11 protein-coding genes and 1 pseudogene are annotated in these 16,882 nt (G+C 63.4%); 4 read left to right on the plus strand and 8 right to left on the minus strand.

Going from position 1 to position 16,882, the window contains the following annotated elements; translation table 11 throughout:
- Nucleotides 1–2: 2 nt before the first annotated feature.
- The 8 genes from AC07T0_RS14735 to AC07T0_RS14770 form a co-directional block, all read right to left on the minus strand.
- Nucleotides 3–2,744, minus strand: coding sequence for a malto-oligosyltrehalose synthase (locus tag AC07T0_RS14735; protein WP_495001878.1), 2,742 nt, complete (start codon nucleotides 2,742–2,744; stop codon nucleotides 3–5).
- Complete coding sequence (gene malQ, locus AC07T0_RS14740; protein WP_495001879.1) at nucleotides 2,741–4,822, minus strand: 4-alpha-glucanotransferase; 2,082 nt, start codon at nucleotides 4,820–4,822, stop codon at nucleotides 2,741–2,743. Before malQ ends, AC07T0_RS14735 begins: the two co-directional genes overlap by 4 nt.
- A complete protein-coding gene (treZ, locus tag AC07T0_RS14745; protein ID WP_495001880.1) occupies nucleotides 4,819–6,627 on the minus strand; it encodes a malto-oligosyltrehalose trehalohydrolase in 1,809 nt (602 codons plus the stop codon). Before treZ ends, malQ begins: the two co-directional genes overlap by 4 nt.
- A gap of 14 nt (nucleotides 6,628–6,641) precedes the next feature.
- Nucleotides 6,642–8,207: a glycogen synthase GlgA gene (gene glgA / locus AC07T0_RS14750; RefSeq protein ID WP_495001936.1), complete on the minus strand. Its 1,566-nt coding sequence runs from the start codon at nucleotides 8,205–8,207 to the stop codon at nucleotides 6,642–6,644.
- Nucleotides 8,208–8,544: 337 nt separating this feature from the next.
- Nucleotides 8,545–9,354, minus strand: a complete 810-nt coding sequence (locus AC07T0_RS14755; protein ID WP_495001881.1) for a hypothetical protein — start codon at nucleotides 9,352–9,354, stop codon at nucleotides 8,545–8,547.
- 114 nt (nucleotides 9,355–9,468) lie between these two features.
- Complete coding sequence (locus tag AC07T0_RS14760; RefSeq protein WP_495001882.1) at nucleotides 9,469–10,422, minus strand: D-2-hydroxyacid dehydrogenase family protein; 954 nt, start codon at nucleotides 10,420–10,422, stop codon at nucleotides 9,469–9,471.
- A 336-nt stretch (nucleotides 10,423–10,758) separates the two neighbouring features.
- A complete protein-coding gene (locus tag AC07T0_RS14765; protein WP_495001883.1) occupies nucleotides 10,759–11,223 on the minus strand; it encodes an SRPBCC family protein in 465 nt (154 codons plus the stop codon).
- Nucleotides 11,224–11,360: 137 nt separating this feature from the next.
- Complete coding sequence (locus AC07T0_RS14770) at nucleotides 11,361–13,355, minus strand: methyl-accepting chemotaxis protein (RefSeq protein ID WP_495001884.1); 1,995 nt, start codon at nucleotides 13,353–13,355, stop codon at nucleotides 11,361–11,363.
- A gap of 282 nt (nucleotides 13,356–13,637) precedes the next feature.
- Here AC07T0_RS14770 and AC07T0_RS14775 point away from each other — a divergent pair.
- The 4 genes and pseudogenes from AC07T0_RS14775 to leuD form a co-directional block, all read left to right on the plus strand.
- A pseudogene (locus AC07T0_RS14775) lies at nucleotides 13,638–13,799 on the plus strand (DUF4810 domain-containing protein); the annotation flags it as partial.
- A 291-nt stretch (nucleotides 13,800–14,090) separates the two neighbouring features.
- Nucleotides 14,091–14,591, plus strand: a complete 501-nt coding sequence (locus AC07T0_RS14780) for a hypothetical protein (protein WP_495001885.1) — start codon at nucleotides 14,091–14,093, stop codon at nucleotides 14,589–14,591.
- Nucleotides 14,592–14,791: 200 nt separating this feature from the next.
- Nucleotides 14,792–16,213 (plus strand): 3-isopropylmalate dehydratase large subunit, encoded by a 1,422-nt coding sequence (gene leuC, locus AC07T0_RS14785; protein WP_495001886.1) that lies wholly within the window; start codon nucleotides 14,792–14,794, stop codon nucleotides 16,211–16,213.
- Complete coding sequence (leuD, locus tag AC07T0_RS14790; protein ID WP_495001887.1) at nucleotides 16,210–16,824, plus strand: 3-isopropylmalate dehydratase small subunit; 615 nt, start codon at nucleotides 16,210–16,212, stop codon at nucleotides 16,822–16,824. The genes leuC and leuD overlap by 4 nt, the downstream gene beginning before the upstream one ends.
- The last annotated feature ends 58 nt before the right edge of the window (nucleotides 16,825–16,882 follow it).

A 16,882-nucleotide genomic window follows, 5' to 3' on the forward strand; every position in this document is an offset into this window, starting at 1 on the left:
ACTCAAGTTTGGATAAAGAGATTGACCGGGAAATCTTCGAGTGCCGCACCCACCATCAGCTCGTTATGGGGTGTGACTGCGCACATCGAAAATAGTCCCTTTAATTTGCGCCCCGGTGCGGCGAATGGCAGTTTGACCCGCGTATCGCCCCAAACCGGTGCCTGTACCCGCGGCAGCTGATCGTCGGCCAGCAGTTGGGCCGACAGCCGGGGGATGATCACAATGGCGCGCTGCGTCGGTGTGCCGCGCATGAAAGCCAGCACCTGTTCGGCCCGCTTGCCGAGCACTGCCAATGGCTGATAGTCGCCACGACTGAAGACCCTCCCATATTCAGCCCGCACCCCCAGAGTACGGGCAATCAAGGCCTGTTTGAGTCGACCGCTGCGCCAGTCCGTCAACAGCTCCCCTGGCGCTGCCGGTTGCTGCAATGCCTGTTGCCGGGCCGCGAAATCCACCGCTCGGCGATTGTCCGGGTCCACCAGGCTGAAGTCCCAGAACTCGTTGCCCTGGTACAGGTCTGGCACGCCCGGTACGGTCATGCGCAGCAAACACTGGGCCAAACTGTTGAGTGCGCCGGCTGGCGCAATCTTTTCTACCGCTGCCGCCAGGGCCGTGCGCAGTGGCAGGCCGGCCGGACGGGTCAGCAGTGTTTCGAGAAAATCGCGGCAGGCCTGCTCGTAGGCCTCGTTGGGCGCGCTCCAACTGCTGTGCAGCTTGGCTTCGCGCAGGGCCTTGCATTGCCATTGCCAGAGACGTCCGGCGTAATCATCCAGCCCGGCCGAATCGTCGCTCGCCAGGGTCAGCGGCCAACTGCCCAACAGCGCCTGGTAGAGAATCAACTCGTCCGCCGCCGAGGGGGCCAGGGGATCAGCGCGCAGGGCTTGGGCCAGTTGGCGAAAGCCTTGCACCTGTTCGACATACCAGGGACCGTACTCGCTCAGTACCGCCAGCCGCGCGCGGCTGTCCTCGCCCCGTTTGTGATCATGGGTGGCGCTGGTCAACAGGTTGTCCGGGAAATTTTCCAGGCGTTGTCGGTTGGCCGCATGGAAGGCCTGCGGGGGGGCGCTGAAGCGCTCGGTGGCAAAGCCCACGTCATTGCGCGACAGCAGCACCGCCGAGCGATAGAACGCCGTATCTTCGACAGCCTTGGCGGCCGTTGGCGAGGTCAGTTGCTGGAAGCGCACGCAGGCATGCTTGAGCAGCTTGCGCTGACGCCCTGGTGCGCGCTGGCGCCAGGGTTGTCCGCCGAGCCACTGTTGCAGGTAGTCGAGCAGCGGCCAGTCGGCCTCGCCGAGGGTGGTGCGAGCGCCGGCCAGGGCCTGTTGGAAAAACCCCTCGTCCTCGGCCGGGCGGCCATTGGCGTTGATATAGGTGCGGTACACCGGGTAGTGCACAATCAGCGCCTGCAAGGCTCGGCGAATCGCGCCGAGGGTCAGGTCGCGGCTCATCAGGTCGTCCCGGGCCACTTGCAGCAGGGCCTGGGCCACGCTTTCGCAGTCCCCCGCCAGCCCGCCGGCAAGGACCTGCTGGCGGGCCAATTGGGCTTCCTCGGCGAACTTGGCGGGGCGCTCGCTCAAGCGGCTCCAGAGTTCGCTCAAGGGTTGCTCGCCGCGCGGATCGTGTTGCAGCAGCGACAGCTGGTCCATGAACTCGTAGCCGGTGGTGCCGTCCACCTGCCAGTCGCGGTGCAGGTTTTCGTCCTGGCCGAGGATTTTCTCCACGTAGATCGGCAGGTGCCGTCCGGGTGCCAGGCGATCGACCCGCCGGCGCAGTTTGCGGCAGTAGCCGCGAGGGTCGGCGAGCCCGTCGATATGATCGATGCGCAGGCCATCCACCAGGCCGTCCTCGATCAGCTGGAAGATTTTCCGGTGGGTGGCCTCGAACACCGCCGGGCGCTCGACCCGCAGGCCACCCAGTTCGTTGACATCGAAGAAACGCCGCCAATTGATGTCGTCGGCGGCGGTGCGCCAACTGGCGAGGCGGTAGTGCTGGCGCTCCAGCAGCCGGTGCAGGCGCTGGAAACCTTCGGGCTGGCGCGAGTCATAACGTGCAAGACTCTGCTCGATGGCCGCGTGGAAATCGTGGCGTTGCGCCAGTTCCGCGCGCAGGACCTGCGCCTGGGCATAGGCGTCGGGCAGGCTGTTGAGGGCCTTGAAGTGCCCGGCCAGGGTTTCCAACTGGGGGATATCGGCGAGTATCTGCGCGTAGTCCCGGGGACAGATGGGAAAGCGGTGCTGGTAATGCTCGATATGGAAGCCGCCGTACTCGGCATCGAAGCGCAGGGGGATGGCGCCTTCCTGCAAGGCCACGCCGTAGTCGCTACCGAGGAAGGGCATCAGCAATTGCCCTTCGAGCAACGGGTCGGGCGAGTGCCACTGGATATCGAAGAATTCGCCGTAGGGGCTCTGCCGGCCCCATTCCAGCAGGTCCAGCCACCAGGGATTGTCCGCGCCGCCGACCGCCATATGGTTGGAAACGATGTCGAGGATCAGGCCCATGTCGTGTTGACGCAGGGTCTGCATCAGGCGCCGCAATGCCGGTTCACCGCCCAGTTGCGGATTGACCCGGGTCGGGTCGACCACATCGTAGCCGTGCATCGAACCGTCGCGCGCGGTGAGCAGCGGCGAGGCGTAGACATGGCTGATGCCCAACTGCGCGAAGTAGGGCACCAGCGGCACCGCGTCATCCAGGTTGAAACCTTGATGAAATTGCAGGCGCAGCGTCGCACGCAAGGGTGGACTCATCGGTCACGCTCGGCGGCCTGGAGGCGGGCACAGGCCAGCAGTTCCAGGCGGCGGGCGGCGTCCACATCGTCCAGCAACTGGCTGCTGTCGCCGGGCAGGCGCCGACGCCAGTTCGGGTGGCTATCGAGGGTGCCGGGCAGGTTGGCTTGTTCTTCGACCCCCAGGGCGTCCTCCAGCGGCAGCAACACCAGGGGCGCGCGGGTATGACCGAGGAAACGCACGCTGGCATCGAGGATCTGGTCGGTTTCGTGGGACTCATCGCGGAAATTCTGCGGGTCGTTGCTCAAGGTACGATGCAGGCCGTCACGTTCATGCTGGCGGGTTTCGCGCCAGTGATCGGCGGTGCTGTTGTCGATCAGGCCGAGTTGGATATTCCAGTCGATATCCCGGGCATGCCACCAGCCATTGAGGGTCGGCAGGTCGTGGGTGCTGGTGATGGCCAGGGCGTTGTCCGGCCAGTCGAGGATCGGCCGGAAGCGATGGTCATATTCCTGCTCGAACAACAGCACGCGCATGCCGAGGATCGCCCGGGCGGCGAGTTTTTCCTGCAGGCCCTCGGGTACCGTGCCGAGGTCTTCGCCGAGCACCACCGCCTGGTGGCGCGCGGACTCCAGGGTCAGCAGGCGCAGCAGGTCGTCCAGCGGGTAATACAGGTAGGCGCCGTCACTCGGCGGTGAGCCGAGGGGGATCACCCAGAGCCGTTGCAAGCCCATCACATGGTCGATGCGCAGGCCGCCGGCATGGGCGAAGTTGGCCCGCAGCATCTCGATAAAGGCGCGGAACCCGTGGCGCTTCAGACCTTCCGGGGCGAAGGCCGAGATGCCCCAACTTTGCCCGGTACGGTTGAGGATATCCGGCGGCGCGCCGACGGTGAGTTCGGCCAGCAGTTCATCCTGCCGGCTCCAGGCCTGGCTGCCGCCGCCATCGGCGCCGACGGCGAGGTCGGCGATCAGGCCGATACCCATGCCGCTGTCCCGGGCGGCCTTTTGCGCGCGCTCAAGGCAGCGGGCGACCAGCCATTGGCCGAAGGCGTAGAAACCGATCTCCTCGGCCTGCTCCTCGGCGAAGCGGGCAAGGACCGGGCTGTCGGGATGGCGCCAGATCGAGGGCCAGTGGCGCCAGTCGGTGCTTTCGCCGCGGGCGCTGCAGGCCGCCTGCAGGGCTTCGAAGCGACAGTGATTTTCCAGGGCTTCGCCGCCGATCTGGCGAAAATGCGCGAAGTCCGTGGCGAGCGGGTGGGTGCCGAAGCGGAAGCCGTCGTACAGTGCGCGCAACAGGTGCTGTTTGGCGCGGGCGGCGCGGGGCCAGTCGATCAAGGGCAGCGCTTCCAGTTGCCGCAGTTCATCGGCCAGCCCAGTGGTGTCGATGGCCTGGCGCAGGGCCGGTGCGCCGAGAATCGCCTCCGGCGCCGCATATAGACTGTTGAGAAACAACCGGCTGGAGGGCGAGTAGGGGCTGTAGCGTTGCGGGTCGCAGCTGAACATGGCGTGCAGCGGGCTGATCGCCAGGGCGTCGGCGCCGCGCTCGCCGGCGGCCCGGACCAGGTTTTCCAGGGCCAGGGTGTCGCCGAAACCGCCGTCGCCGGCGCGTTGCAGGGCATACAACTGGACCGTCAGGCCCCAGGCACGAGGTGTTGCGCTATCGGTGGCCGCCGCCACGCTGTGGCACTGCGCCGGGGCCACGGCGAGGGTGAAGTGCTGGCCGGCGATATGCACCGTCTGGTAACCCACTGGAATCTTGCCCGGCAGCACCGCGTCCTGGTCCAGCTGCAAGTGCAGGAGCGTGCCGTTCTCCAGATGCACCTCGCAGGGGGTGGCGGCGGCGAAATAGTGGGCCAGGTCCAGGCCCTTGCCGACGTCCACGGTCAACAGCGGCGGCAGATGTTTTTGTTGCTGGGCGAGTTGCAGTTCCCGCAGGCTGTTGTCGATGGCCAGGTCAGTGTCGGCGGGATGGCCGAGTCCGGCCAGGATCTTGCGCAAGACCTCGGGCCGGACTTTCTGCGGACGGCCATTGGCGTCGATCCAATCGACGGCCAGGCCGGCCCGGCTGGCGAGTATTTCCAGTTGCGCGTCGCTCATGGGTGCTCTCCGGTGGGTGACTGCATGACGTCCCCGGGGGTCAGGGTAACCAGCGCACAGTAGGGGGCCAGATGACCTTCATCCAATTGGCGACTGGCCCCGGCGGTGCTTTCGAACAGCAAACGGGCTGGGCTGGGCGGGTGATGGCTGACGGACTCGGCGCTGAGATTGAGGTCGATGCGCAGCAGGCTACCGTCGCCCATGCGCCAGCGCGCGCTGAGGGCGCCATCGGCCAGCACATCGCTGCCCAGGGCCTGGGCGCCGGGGAGCCGGGGGATGATTTCCCGGTGGCGCAGCTCCAGCAGTTGCCGGTAGAGGCATACGGTGGCCTGGCGATTGAGGTCGTCGCTGGCATCGTTCAGGTCGGGGCGCGAGTCGTTGAAGCTGTCGGCGGCATTCGGGTCGGGAATATGTGCCCGGCGTGCGGGGTCGGCAAAGGCCGGAAAATCGGCGAATTCCGCGCGCCGGCCTTCGCGCACCGCGTCGGCCAGTTCACCGTGGTGATCGGTGAAAAACAGGAAGGGCTCTCGGGCCGCGGTTTCCTCACCCATGAACAGCAAGGGGATCATCGGTGACAGCAGCAGCAGCGCCGTGGCCGCCCGCAAGGCCGGGGCCGGACAGAGCTGGTTGAGGCGCTCGCCCAGGGCCCGGTTGCCGATCTGGTCGTGGTTCTGCAGGAACAGCACGAAGGCGCTGGGCGGCAGATGGGCGCTGGGCGAGCCGCGACTGCGGCCGTGACGGTCAGGATGGCCCTGGAAAACGAAACCCTGGCTCAGGCAGCGGGCCAGCTTGGCGGTGGTTTCCCGGGCAAAGTCGGCGTAGTAGGCGTCGGTTTCGCCGGTCAACAGGACGTGCAAGGCGTTATGGCCATCATCGTTCCACTGGGCGTCAAAGGCTTCTTCCAGCAGGCTGGCCTGGTTGTGTTCGTTTTCCAGAGTCAGCCACACGTGTCGCGTTGGGTCCACCTGTTGGCGAACCGCTTGGGCCAGTTCGTGGAGCAAGGTGCTGTCGTTGATCGCGTGTACGGCATCCAGGCGCAGGCCGTCGAAACGGTACTCCAGCAACCACATCAAGGCGTTGTCGATGAAAAAATCGCGGACTTCGCGGCGGCGAAAATCGATCGCCGCGCCCCACGGAGTCTGCTGGTCGTCGCGGAAGAAGTCCTTGGCGTATTGGCCAAGGTAATTGCCGTCCGGGCCGAAGTGGTTGTAGACCACGTCCAGCAGCACCATCAGGCCATGTCCGTGGGCCGTGTCGATCAGGTGTTTGAGGTCTTCGGGCGAACCATAGGTGGCGTGCGGCGCATAGGGCAGCACGCCGTCGTAGCCCCAGTTGCGCTCGCCGGGGAATTGGCCCAGGGGCATCAGCTCAATGGCGGTGATGCCCAGTTCGGCCAGGCGCGCCAGTTGGTTTTCGACCTGGCGATAGCCACCCAAGACCCCGACATGCAGCTCGTAGATCACCGCCTCGTGCCAGGGCCGCCCCTGCCAATCCTTGTGTTGCCAGTGATAGGCCAGGGAATCGACCACCTGGCTCGGGCCGTGCACATCGCCGACCTGGCGCCGCGAGGCCGGGTCGGGCACCAACTGCTCGCCGTCGATATGGAAGCGATAGTGGCTACCGACCGGGCAGCGGGCCTCGAGGACAAACCAGCCGTCGTGCTGCGGCAGCATGGCCAGGGAGCGGCCATCGTCGAGCTCGACGCTGACGTAATAGGCATCCGGTGCCCACAGCGCGAAGCGGGTGTGCTCGGCGTCCAGCAGGGTTGCGCCATGAGGCCAGGTTTCCAGAGTCCGTAACGGCATCTATGAAGACCTCCTCAGTGCTGGCCCGACCTGCTCCGGGACTTGGCGACCAGGTTCTGGTACAGCTCGGCGTAGGGCTCCACCGCCTTGCACCAGTTGAAGGGGGCCGCCATGGCACGGCAGCGCATGGCGTTGAGCAGCGGTGGATGGGCGAACACCTTGAATGCCCGGCTCAGCGCCTCGGCATAACTGTCCACGCTGGACTCGTCGAAGAGGAAGCCGGTGACACCGTTCTCGATGGTGTCGGCCAGCCCGCCGGTGTTGCGCGCCACCGGCAGCGAGCCGAAGCGCTGGGCATACATCTGGCTCAGGCCACAGGGTTCATAGCGCGAGGGCATCAGCAGGAAATCGCTGCCAGCGAACATGCGGCGGGCATCGGTTTCGTTGAAACCGATGCGCACCCCGATCCGCCCTGGGAAACGCAGGGCCAACTGGCGCATGGCCTGTTCTTCTTCCGGTTCGCCACGGCCGATGATCGCGATCTGGCCACCTTCGGCCACAATCATTTCGCTGACCGCCTCGGTCAGGTCCAGGCCTTTCTGGTAGACCAGACGCGAGACCACCGCAAACAGAGGTCCGGTCGATGGATCGAGGCCGAACAGGGTCCGCACATGGGCGGCGTTGACCGCCTTGCCGTCCCAGTCGCCCGGGGTGAAGGGGTGGACCAGGTGGCTGTCGGTGGCCGCATCCCAGCTTTCATCGATGCCGTTGGGAATCCCGCTGAGCAGGCCCTGGTGGGTCTTGCTGGCAAGGAATCCGTCCAGGCCACAGCCGAATTGCGGGGTGGTGATTTCCTGGGCGTAGGTGGCACTCACCGTGGTGATATGACTGGAGTAGGCCATGCCGGCCTTGAGGAACGACAGCTTGCCGTAGAACTCCATGCCTTCCTGTTGCAGGGCGTGGGGCGGGATCCCCAGTTCCGGGCAGCAGGCGAGGCTGACCACGCCCTGATAGGCGAGGTTATGAATGGTGAACAGGGTCGCGGTGCGCTGGCCGCGCCAGTGCATATAGGCCGGGGCCAGGCCGGCCGGCCAGTCGTGGGCGTGGACCAGGTCCGGGGTCCAGTGGATCTGCGCCAGGTTGGCGGCGATATCGGCTGCCGCCAGGCCCAGGCGGGCGAAGCGGATATGGTTGTCCGGCCAGTCGCGCCCGTTGTTGGCGCCGTAGGGGGTGCCATCGCGCTCATAGAGCTCGGGGCAGATCAGCACGTAGATCACCAGGCCGTCGGGCAGGTCCATGCGGCCGATCTTGCACGGTGGCAGCGCGGCGTGGCCACCCAGCTCGCCGATGATATGGATCGGGTTGTCGCTGTTCATCACCTGCGGATAACCGGGAATCAGCACCCGTACATCGTGCAGGTGGTGCATGGCCCGGGGCAGGGCGGCGGACACGTCGCCCAGGCCGCCGGTCTTGACCAGATCGGCGAATTCGGAGGTGACGAACAGCACCTTTTTCTTGTTGGAATTGACAGCGGCTGCCGTCAACACAGATTTTCCTCCCGCCAAGGGGGCTGACACGGGGACCGCTTCGCTGGCCTGATTAAAATGCTCTTCCTGAGTTTCCAACGCAGCGCTGCTGATCATGTGACTCTCCCATTTTATTTGATCTGGTTCTTTTTCTCTTTCATACAGCGTGCCCAAACCGCTTCCTTTGGTCGGACACACTGGTTTCGCGCGGCTGGGCGAAGGATGCCCATCGCACGGAGGCAAGAAAGAGTGGGGAGCCCCTGTCCGCATTACATCCGGAACAGACGCCCTACCTCTAACCTGACCGGCCGCCGCATCAGAAGTTTCGACTTTTTTGCGCGAAAATGACTGGTCGGTCAGCAGGCCCGAAAATCAGTGTAGGAGAGATGTTGCCACTGTGAGCGGCGTTGTTTAGACGAATATTGGGAAAATACGGCGCAGTTGATCTATGTCACAGGCGATCCTGGGCGAATGCCCCGGAACGGCCGCACATCACTGGCGCAGGTTCGAAGCCCAAGCGCTCGAAAATAGTGCGTTGGTGGCTGGGCAGCAGTTGATGGTATGCCCAGATATAGAGCCCGCCGATTTGTTGCTCGATCACCTGGTCGAGAAATAACTGCAGATTGTGATCGCTCAGGCCACGGCTGGTCAGCGCCAGGATCAACTGCCCAGGCCGTGCACCATGGGCCAGGGTACGCTCCAGGGATTGGCCCACGTAGCGCTCGATTTCGGCATCGGTCCACATCCGGCTGGCGTAGCAATAGTGCACGATCTGCTCGCAATGCCCGGACTCGACCACTTGCCGGATCTTGTCGTTGAGGGCCATGCCGGTGCTGCTGGTGGGGGTGTTGTAGGTGTAGCCCGAGATAAAGCCAAAACGGGTCTGTTTGTTCCGCTGCTTGAGGATCTGCATGGCCGTGATGACATTCGGGATGTTCATCTGGCACTCGTCGTCGAAGTCGACGCCGTCCCAGTTATTGTCGAGGGTCGCGTTGACGATGGCGTCGATCTCGTTCTGGTCGGCCGGCTTGGCCTTCGGTGAGCAGAGGCCGCCGCCGTAGCTCCAGAGCACTTTGCCAGTGTAACCGTCTGGACGTGGAGCTGCCGAGGTAGCGGGGCTCCAGCCGGGTGTGCTGACAGTGCCGGTGGTCAGTCCGTCGAGATGGGTCACCATACCGTACATCATCTGGGTGAAATGCGGCATGGGTTCGCGAGTGAGGGTCTGGCTCCAGCCGCCGAGTTCGAAGGTGGGTCGGGTCATGCTCGTTCTCCTGGGCGTGCCGTCGAAGGTGACGGCACTTCAGGAGCGAGTAAACGAAGGCGCGAGGCCGAGGTGGAGGTACTTATCTATTGCACCAGCCAGGCAGCCGCGTGCTTAGCTCAGGAGCCGGATCGGCTGCCCGGCCGACCAGGCCTGGATATCTTCGATCATCTGGCTGTAGAACAGCCGGTAGTTGTTCTGGCTGACGTAGCCGACATGGGGGGTTGCCAGGACATTGTCCAGCTTGCGGAAGGGATGCTCGGCTGGCAACGGCTCCTGTTCGAAGACGTCCAGCGCGGCACCGGCCAGTCGGCCTTGCTCCAGTGCCGCGATCAGCGCCTGTTCGTCGACGATCGGCCCACGTGCGGTGTTGATCAGGTAGGCCGAGGGTTTCATCCAGGCCAGGGCCTCGGTGTCCACCAGGCCACGGGAACGCTCGCTGAGCACCAGGTGCACGGTGAGCAGGTCGGCCTGCTTGAACAGTTCCGCCTTGCTGACGTATTCCACGGCGGATTCGGCGGCGCGTTCGGCGGTGAGGTTCTCGCTCCAGGCGATGACCCGCATGCCGAACGCCTTGGCGTAGCCGGCAATACGCTGGCCGATGCTGCCCAGGCCGAGGATGCCCAGGGTCTTGCCATACAGGTCGCCGCCCAGGCCTTGCTGCCAGTGTCCGGCGCGCAGGGAGTTGGCCTCCTTGAGCAGATTGCGGTTGGCGGCCATGATCAGCGCCCAGGTCAGCTCCGGCGCGGCCTGCTTGTAGCTGTCGGTGCCGCAGACCTGGATGCCCAGGGCGCTGGCGGCCTTGATATCGAGGGCGGCGTTACGCATACCGCCGGTCACCAGCAGCTTCAGGCGCGGCAGTTGGCGCAGCAGGGCCTCATTGAACGGGCTGCGCTCGCGCATCACGCAGATCACCTCGAAACCACCCAGGCGCTCGGCCATGGTTGCGGTATCGGCCGGGTAGTCGTGGAGAAAACTGACCTGGCCCACGGTGCTCAAGGCACTCCAGTCCACCGCCTCGGCGGCCACGCCTTGCCAGTCATCGATTACCGCGATCTGTAGGGGCATTCACTCTTTCCTCGTTATTGTTTGCTGACCCGCCGGTCGAGCAGGTCCTTGAACGGGTAATAGACCGGCTGAGTGAAGATCATGTCGTAGATTAGCGCCGAGTTCCAGGCGATCGCGACGTGGGCGCGCGGGCATTCGACATACAGAATTTTCAGAAGAATCGGAGCGATGCTGGTGAGCGGCGATTAACCCTGGATTAACGCATCTCTAGAGAGCGCCACTGAACCTGTAGGAGCCCGGCTTGCCGGCGATGGCGTCGGTGAGTTCAATGCAGGACTTGATGGCCTCATCGCTGGCAAGCCAGCTCCCACAAAATTGGCGGAGGGCTGTGAGGTGTCAGGCCGTGGAGCGCTGTGGGGTTTCCAACAGGTGCTTGAGGTTGTCCATCGCCCGCGTCGAGACCTCGACCATGCGTGCGTGCAAACCGTTCAGGTGCAGTTCGGTGATGTATTGCAGGGTGCGGACAAACAGCGTGCCACGGCCGTCACGCAACAAACTGTAGTGGATGCAGCCATCGACCACGGCGGAGGTAAAGGCCATCTTGAACTCGCCCGGGGCATCGGCGATGACCACCCGATAGTTCATCTCGATCCGTAAACCCAGCAGGTCGATGACTTCGGTGAAGCGCTGATCCTTGGGCAAGGGACCACGGATGCCGGTCTCGGCGCTGACGGAGGTGGGGTGCCATTCGTGCCAGCGATCCGGCTGGGTCACGTAGGCGTAGACCGTCTCGATATCGGCTTCTATATAGACTTTGTTGCTGAGCGTTTTGGCATAAGGCTGGAAAGAGGGGGGTTCCATGGCTCTGCTCCGACTGCAATCCTTGTTAAAAGGCGGAAACAGTAATGAGCATAGGTGATACAAAATATTTCGTACTTTACAAGACCAACACAAGACCGGCGGTCGTGCCCCGACTCCGGGGCACGAGCGGCAGCGTGTTACTTGACCTTGAAACGGCCCATCAAGGCGCTGACGCGGTTGTTGGCGTCCAGCAGGCTGCGGGTGTTGGCATCGGTGGCATGGCCGCTCTGGACCAGTTCATCGACCATATGGCGGATCTGCACCATGCTGCGGTTGATCTCTTCGGTGACCGAACTCTGCTGTTCGGCAGCCGTGGCGATCTGGGTGCTGAGGCTGTTGATATGGCTGACGGAGCCGGCCATTTCATCGAGCCCGGCGTTGACCCGCGCGGTGGCGTCGGCCGCGGACTGACAGCTGGCCTGGGTATTCTCCATGGCGGCGACCGACGAACTGACCCCCTGGGTCAGGCGCGTGAGCATCTCGTTGATTTCCGAGGTGCTGGCCTGGGTCCGGGCGGCGAGGGCGCGGACCTCGTCGGCGACCACCGCGAAGCCACGCCCCTGCTCGCCGGCGCGGGCGGCTTCAATGGCGGCGTTCAGGGCCAGCAGGTTGGTTTGCCCGGCAATGGCGCCGATCACCCCGAGAATCTCGGTGATGCGCTGGGCATCCTGCTGCATGCTCTCGACCTTATGGGTGGCGCTGGAGACTTCGTCGATCAGGGCGATCACGCTATTGGACGCCTCGCCCACCACCACCCGCGAACGGTCGGCATGTTCGTTGGCGCGCTGGGTGAAGGCGGCGGTTTCGGCGGCGTTCTGCGCCACGGTGTCGGCGGTGGCACTCATCTCGGTGATGGCGGTGACCGTCTGTTCGGTTTCCGAGGCGTGGCGGGTGAGGATCTGGTTGGTATGGGCCGAGGTCTGTTGCAGCTTGTCCAGGCTTGAGGCCATGTCGCCGGTGGCCTGGGTGACTTCGCCGATCATGTTCTGCAGGTAGACGATAAAGCGGTTCACCGAGTGGCCGATGGCCCCCAGCTCGTCTTCGGCGCGGATGGTGATGCGCCGGGTCAGGTCGGCATCGCCGGTGGACAATGCGTCGATATTGGTCTTCAGCGCGCGCATGCGGTTGACCAGCTGGCTGATGGCATACACCTGCAACAGCACCAGCAGCACAATCATCGGGATCTGCAGCAGGGCCAGGGTATTGAGCACGTCATCGCGCTGGGCGGCGAGCAGTTGGGTCGGCAGGGCCGTGGCGAGGTACCAGGGGGTGCCTTCGATGGGGCGCATGAAGAAGGTGCTGGCCACGCCGTCATTGTTGAATTCCACGCGATGGGACGCGGCGTCACGGTTTTGCAGAGCGGTCTTGACCTGTGCGGCGAAGGCCGAGTTGCCGGCCAGGTCGTTGATGTTCTTGAGCACCACCGGGCTGTTGATATGGCTGCTGTTGCTGATGATCTTGCCGTCGGCTTCGACAATCAGCATTTCACCGCCGATGTCTTTTTCCTTGCTCGCCACCAGGTCGTTGAAGAAACCCAGGGTCACGTCGATGGTCGAGACGCCGTACGGCGCACCGTCGCGCTGGATGGCCATGGCGCAGTTGGTCCGCGGTTCCTGGCTGGCGTCATCCTTGTAGGCCGCCGCCCAGGCGCACTGGCCGCGTGGGGTGGCCATGCCGCCCTTGTACCAGGGTTGCTCGTAATAGTTGGGTGCTTCGGCACTGTTCCAGAAAGTATTGACCTTCAACTGGCCGTTGGCATCGCGATGCCAGAAGGTGCTGTGCTTGTTCCGTCCTGGCGTGCGCTGACCGGGCAGGGGCCAGATACCGCCACCGAAGACCTTCAACTCGCCGTACTGGTCCACCAGGCCGGGCAGGACCTTGTCGATGGTGTCGCTGTCGAGCAGGGGAATGGTCTGGGTAATGCTGCGTTGCTGGGCCTGGACCTTGTTCAACTCGCCCTTGATCTGCTCGGCCACTTCGGCCACGCGGTTGAGTACGACCTGTTCTTCGGTCTGGCGCAACGTGGGGGCGACCAACTGGCTGATCCCGACCACGGTCAGGACGAACAGCAGCAGAACGAACAGGACCAGAAACAGCGTGTAGCGGGCTTGGATCGTACGGAACATGGGCATGGGAGCTGTCCTAGCAAAGCGGTTTTTATTATTCGGTCGGCCTGATCTCGTCAGGGCTTCGTTCGGTTATCGGCTTGGGGTAAGCGAGCTTTAGGTACGATCGTGCAAGAAAGTGCCAGGGAGCCGTGAACACTTTTGCGGATTACCCAAGCGCGGGCTGGCGTTCATTCTGGCGAACGCGATGTTCTGGCAGTCGTTGCTGGCCCAGGCGGGCGGGATTGCCGTCAGCGGAGGCTCCACGCTGAGTCAGGCGGGCATGGCGTGCCAATCACCAATATTGCCGCGCTACCGGGCTATCACGTCCATCTGGGCATGCTCTACGGCAGCCTTGGCAAGGACGATCAGATGGTGCAGCAGTTCCACACCGAGAAAGCCTTGTTCCCTGAATCGACGGCTTACATGGACTTTCTATTGGGCAATGCCAAGAAGGGGATTAAGCAATGAATCCACGTTTTCTGAGTGCTCTGGACGCTCTGTTGCTGGTGAGTCTGCTGGGTGGCTGCGCAGTCCCCAAGAGCGTGGATTATTCGTCGTATTGGCTTCGCCCCAACCCACAATTGCAGTACATCTTTTCGATGGGTGTCTTGTAACAAAGATTGTATATTTGTACATTCATGTTACATGACTGGAATCATTTCTTATTTCCACCTTTGACAGGACACTGCTTATGCTCGCCTTGAAAGGACCTCAGCAGCACGGTGACATCTCCCTCGACCGTATGGCCGGAGGTCGGGTATGAGCAGTGGTTCAGTCGTCGCCTGGGCCACCGCGCTCAGTACTCGCGTGTTTGAGCGCAAGGCTGCCGATACGAAGAACGCCAACCTGCAGGAAATCAAGAACAAGCAGGTGCTCAACAACATCCCGAGGGATCCGACCGCCCTCGACACCACGCAGATGCAGAAGGACAAGCTGCAGTCGCAGTTCCAGGGCTTCGACCCGAAATCGGTCACCCCGGATCAGTTGACCAAGTACAGCAATATCCTCAAGGAACATGGCCTGATCAGCACGACCACCGCCGGCCTGCTGGCTACCGCCGGGACGAAAAACAAGCCAGGCGAAAAATTCAACGCGCTGGACTATTTCGCCAGCCAGATCAGCACGCTGCAAAGCGGCAGCTCCAGCGACCAGTTCTCCAATCATATGATCCCGGAATACAAGAAGGCGATTAACGTGTTGCTGAACCTGCAGCAGTTCGCCAGTTCCGGCGCGAGCATGTCGATCGATACCAAGGTCTGAAACCCTTGTCGCACTGATGACCGTCTGCATCGGCCAGGTGCTTGCGCCAGGCAAGCGCCGATCAAACACGATCCATGTTCCCAGCCATCACCCTCCCGCCATTGATGGTCCGTGCTCGCCGCCTATGATGACCGTGACGTCTGTCGGCCTGCCGCCGTGATCCGACAGCCTCGCGTACTTTCATTCCTGCGAGCGCCACCATGACTCAAACAAGAACCCTCTACGACAAGCACATCGACTCCCATACGGTGTGTCGCCTCGATGATCAGGGCCATGTCCTGCTGTATATCGACCGTCAGGTCATCAACGAATACACCAGCCCGCAAGCCTTCAGCGGCCTGCGTGAAGCCCAGCGCGGAGTCTGGCGCGCCGAAACCGCGCTGGCCGTGGTCGACCACGTGAACCCCACCGCGCCCAAGCGCATTGCGGCCATGCCGGACGCCGGCGGTGCGCGGCAGGTGTCATACCTGGCCGAAAACTGTGCCGACTTCGCTATCGAACTGTTCGATGTGCTCGACAAGCGCCAGGGCATCGAGCATGTGATCGCCCCGGAGCAGGGCTTTATCCTGCCGGGCATGGTAGTCGCCGCCGGTGATAGCCACACCACCACCTATGGCGCCCTCGGCGCGTTTGGCTTCGGTATCGGGACCTCGGAGATCGAGCATCTGCTGGCCTCGCAGACGCTGGTCTACAAGCGCCTGAAGACCATGCGGGTTACGGTCAGCGGCGAGCTGGCAGCGGGTCTGACTTCCAAGGATGTGATCATGGCGCTGATCGGCAAGATCGGCGCTTCCGGGGCCACCGGCTATGCCATCGAATTCCGGGGTTCGACCATCGATACCCTGAGCGTCGAGGCACGCATGACCATCTGCAATATGGCGGTGGAGGCGGGGGCGCGCGGTGCTTTCATGGCGCCGGACGAGAAAGTCTTCGCCTACCTCAAGGACAAGCCCCGGGCGCCCAAGGGCGAGCTGTGGGAGCAGGCCGTGGTCCGTTGGCGGGAGCTGCACACGGATGTCGGTGCGCGGTTCGACCGCGAAGTCGAACTGGATGCCAGCGCGCTGGAGCCCATGGTCACCTGGGGCACCAGCCCGGACCAGGCCGCGCCCATCGGTGCGCGCGTGCCGGACCCGCAAGGCATCAGCGACCTGATCCTGCGCCAGGACATGCGCCGTGCCTTGAACTACATGGGGCTGGAGGCCGGCATGCCGTTGAACGAGATCGTGATCAGCCATGCTTTTATTGGCTCCTGCACCAACGCGCGCATCGAGGACCTGCGTGATGCGGCCCGTGTGGTGCGTGGCCAGCAGGTGGCCAAGCATGTACGGGCGATGATCGTGCCGGGTTCGACCCAGGTGCGCGATCAGGCCGAGGCAGAAGGCTTGGCGGCGGTGTTTATCGACGCCGGCTTCGAGTGGCGGCAGTCGGGTTGCTCGATGTGCCTGGCGATGAACGATGACGTGCTGGAGCCCGGTGATCGTTGCGCCTCCAGTACCAACCGCAATTTTGAAGGGCGTCAGGGCGCGGGCGCGCGCACGCATTTGATGAGCCCGGCGATGGTCGCCGCGGCAGCCATTGCCGGACACCTGATCGATATTCGCCACCTGGAGCCAAGGCCATGAGCATGCAGCCGTTTTCCCAAGTCACCGGCAAGGCCGCGCCGATGCTGGCGGCCAATATCGACACCGACGTGATCATGCCCAAGCAGTTTCTCAAGGGCATCGATCGCAACGGGCTGGACCGTGGTTTGTTCTTCGATCTGCGGTTTTTACCTTCCGGTGAACTCAATCCTGAATTCGTGCTGAACCAGCCGGCCTGGAAAGGCGCCAGCTTCATGGTGGTGGGGCCGAACTTCGGTTGTGGCTCCAGCCGTGAGCATGCGGTGTGGGGACTGAAGCAGATGGGGATCCGGGCGCTGATCGGTAGCAGTTTCGCCGGGATTTTCTACGATAACTGCCAGCGCAACGGGGTGTTGTTGATCACCCTGGACGAGGCCACGGCGCAGCGTTTGGGGCAGGTGGTGAGCCAGCCGCAGAGTGCGCAGATCAGCATTGATCTTGAGGCTCAGCAGATCCGTTTGCAGGATGGCAGTGTTATCGAGTTCCAGATCGATGGGTTGCGCAAGACGGCGTTGATGCTGGGGCTGGATGCCATTGGCAGCACCTTGCAACGGAGCGAGGAGATCAAGGCGTTCGAGCGGGCGCATTTACAGGCCAATCCCTGGTTGGCTTGAAGCCGAGGTTGACTCATTGTGGCGGGGGGGGAAGCCCCCTCGTCCCCCAGGGGTTCTG

The sequence above is a fragment of the Pseudomonas sp. GW821-FHT04D07 genome (genome assembly GCF_059420225.1).

Bases quoted from the DNA above. Each gene is read 5' to 3' on its own strand.
- AC07T0_RS14760 (WP_495001882.1), bottom strand. From the start codon at position 10,422: ATGCCCCTACAGATCGCGGTAATCGATGACTGGCAAGGCGTGGCCGCC.
- malQ (WP_495001879.1), bottom strand. From the start codon at position 4,822: ATGAGCGACGCGCAACTGGAAATACTCGCCAGCCGGGCCGGCCTGGCC.
- AC07T0_RS14765 (WP_495001883.1), bottom strand. From the start codon at position 11,223: ATGGAACCCCCCTCTTTCCAGCCTTATGCCAAAACGCTCAGCAACAAA.
- AC07T0_RS14780 (WP_495001885.1), top strand. From the start codon at position 14,091: ATGAGCAGTGGTTCAGTCGTCGCCTGGGCCACCGCGCTCAGTACTCGC.
- AC07T0_RS14735 (WP_495001878.1), bottom strand. From the start codon at position 2,744: ATGAGTCCACCCTTGCGTGCGACGCTGCGCCTGCAATTTCATCAAGGT.
- AC07T0_RS14755 (WP_495001881.1), bottom strand. From the start codon at position 9,354: ATGACCCGACCCACCTTCGAACTCGGCGGCTGGAGCCAGACCCTCACT.
- treZ (WP_495001880.1), bottom strand. From the start codon at position 6,627: ATGCCGTTACGGACTCTGGAAACCTGGCCTCATGGCGCAACCCTGCTG.
- AC07T0_RS14770 (WP_495001884.1), bottom strand. From the start codon at position 13,355: ATGCCCATGTTCCGTACGATCCAAGCCCGCTACACGCTGTTTCTGGTC.
- leuC (WP_495001886.1), top strand. From the start codon at position 14,792: ATGACTCAAACAAGAACCCTCTACGACAAGCACATCGACTCCCATACG.
- leuD (WP_495001887.1), top strand. From the start codon at position 16,210: ATGAGCATGCAGCCGTTTTCCCAAGTCACCGGCAAGGCCGCGCCGATG.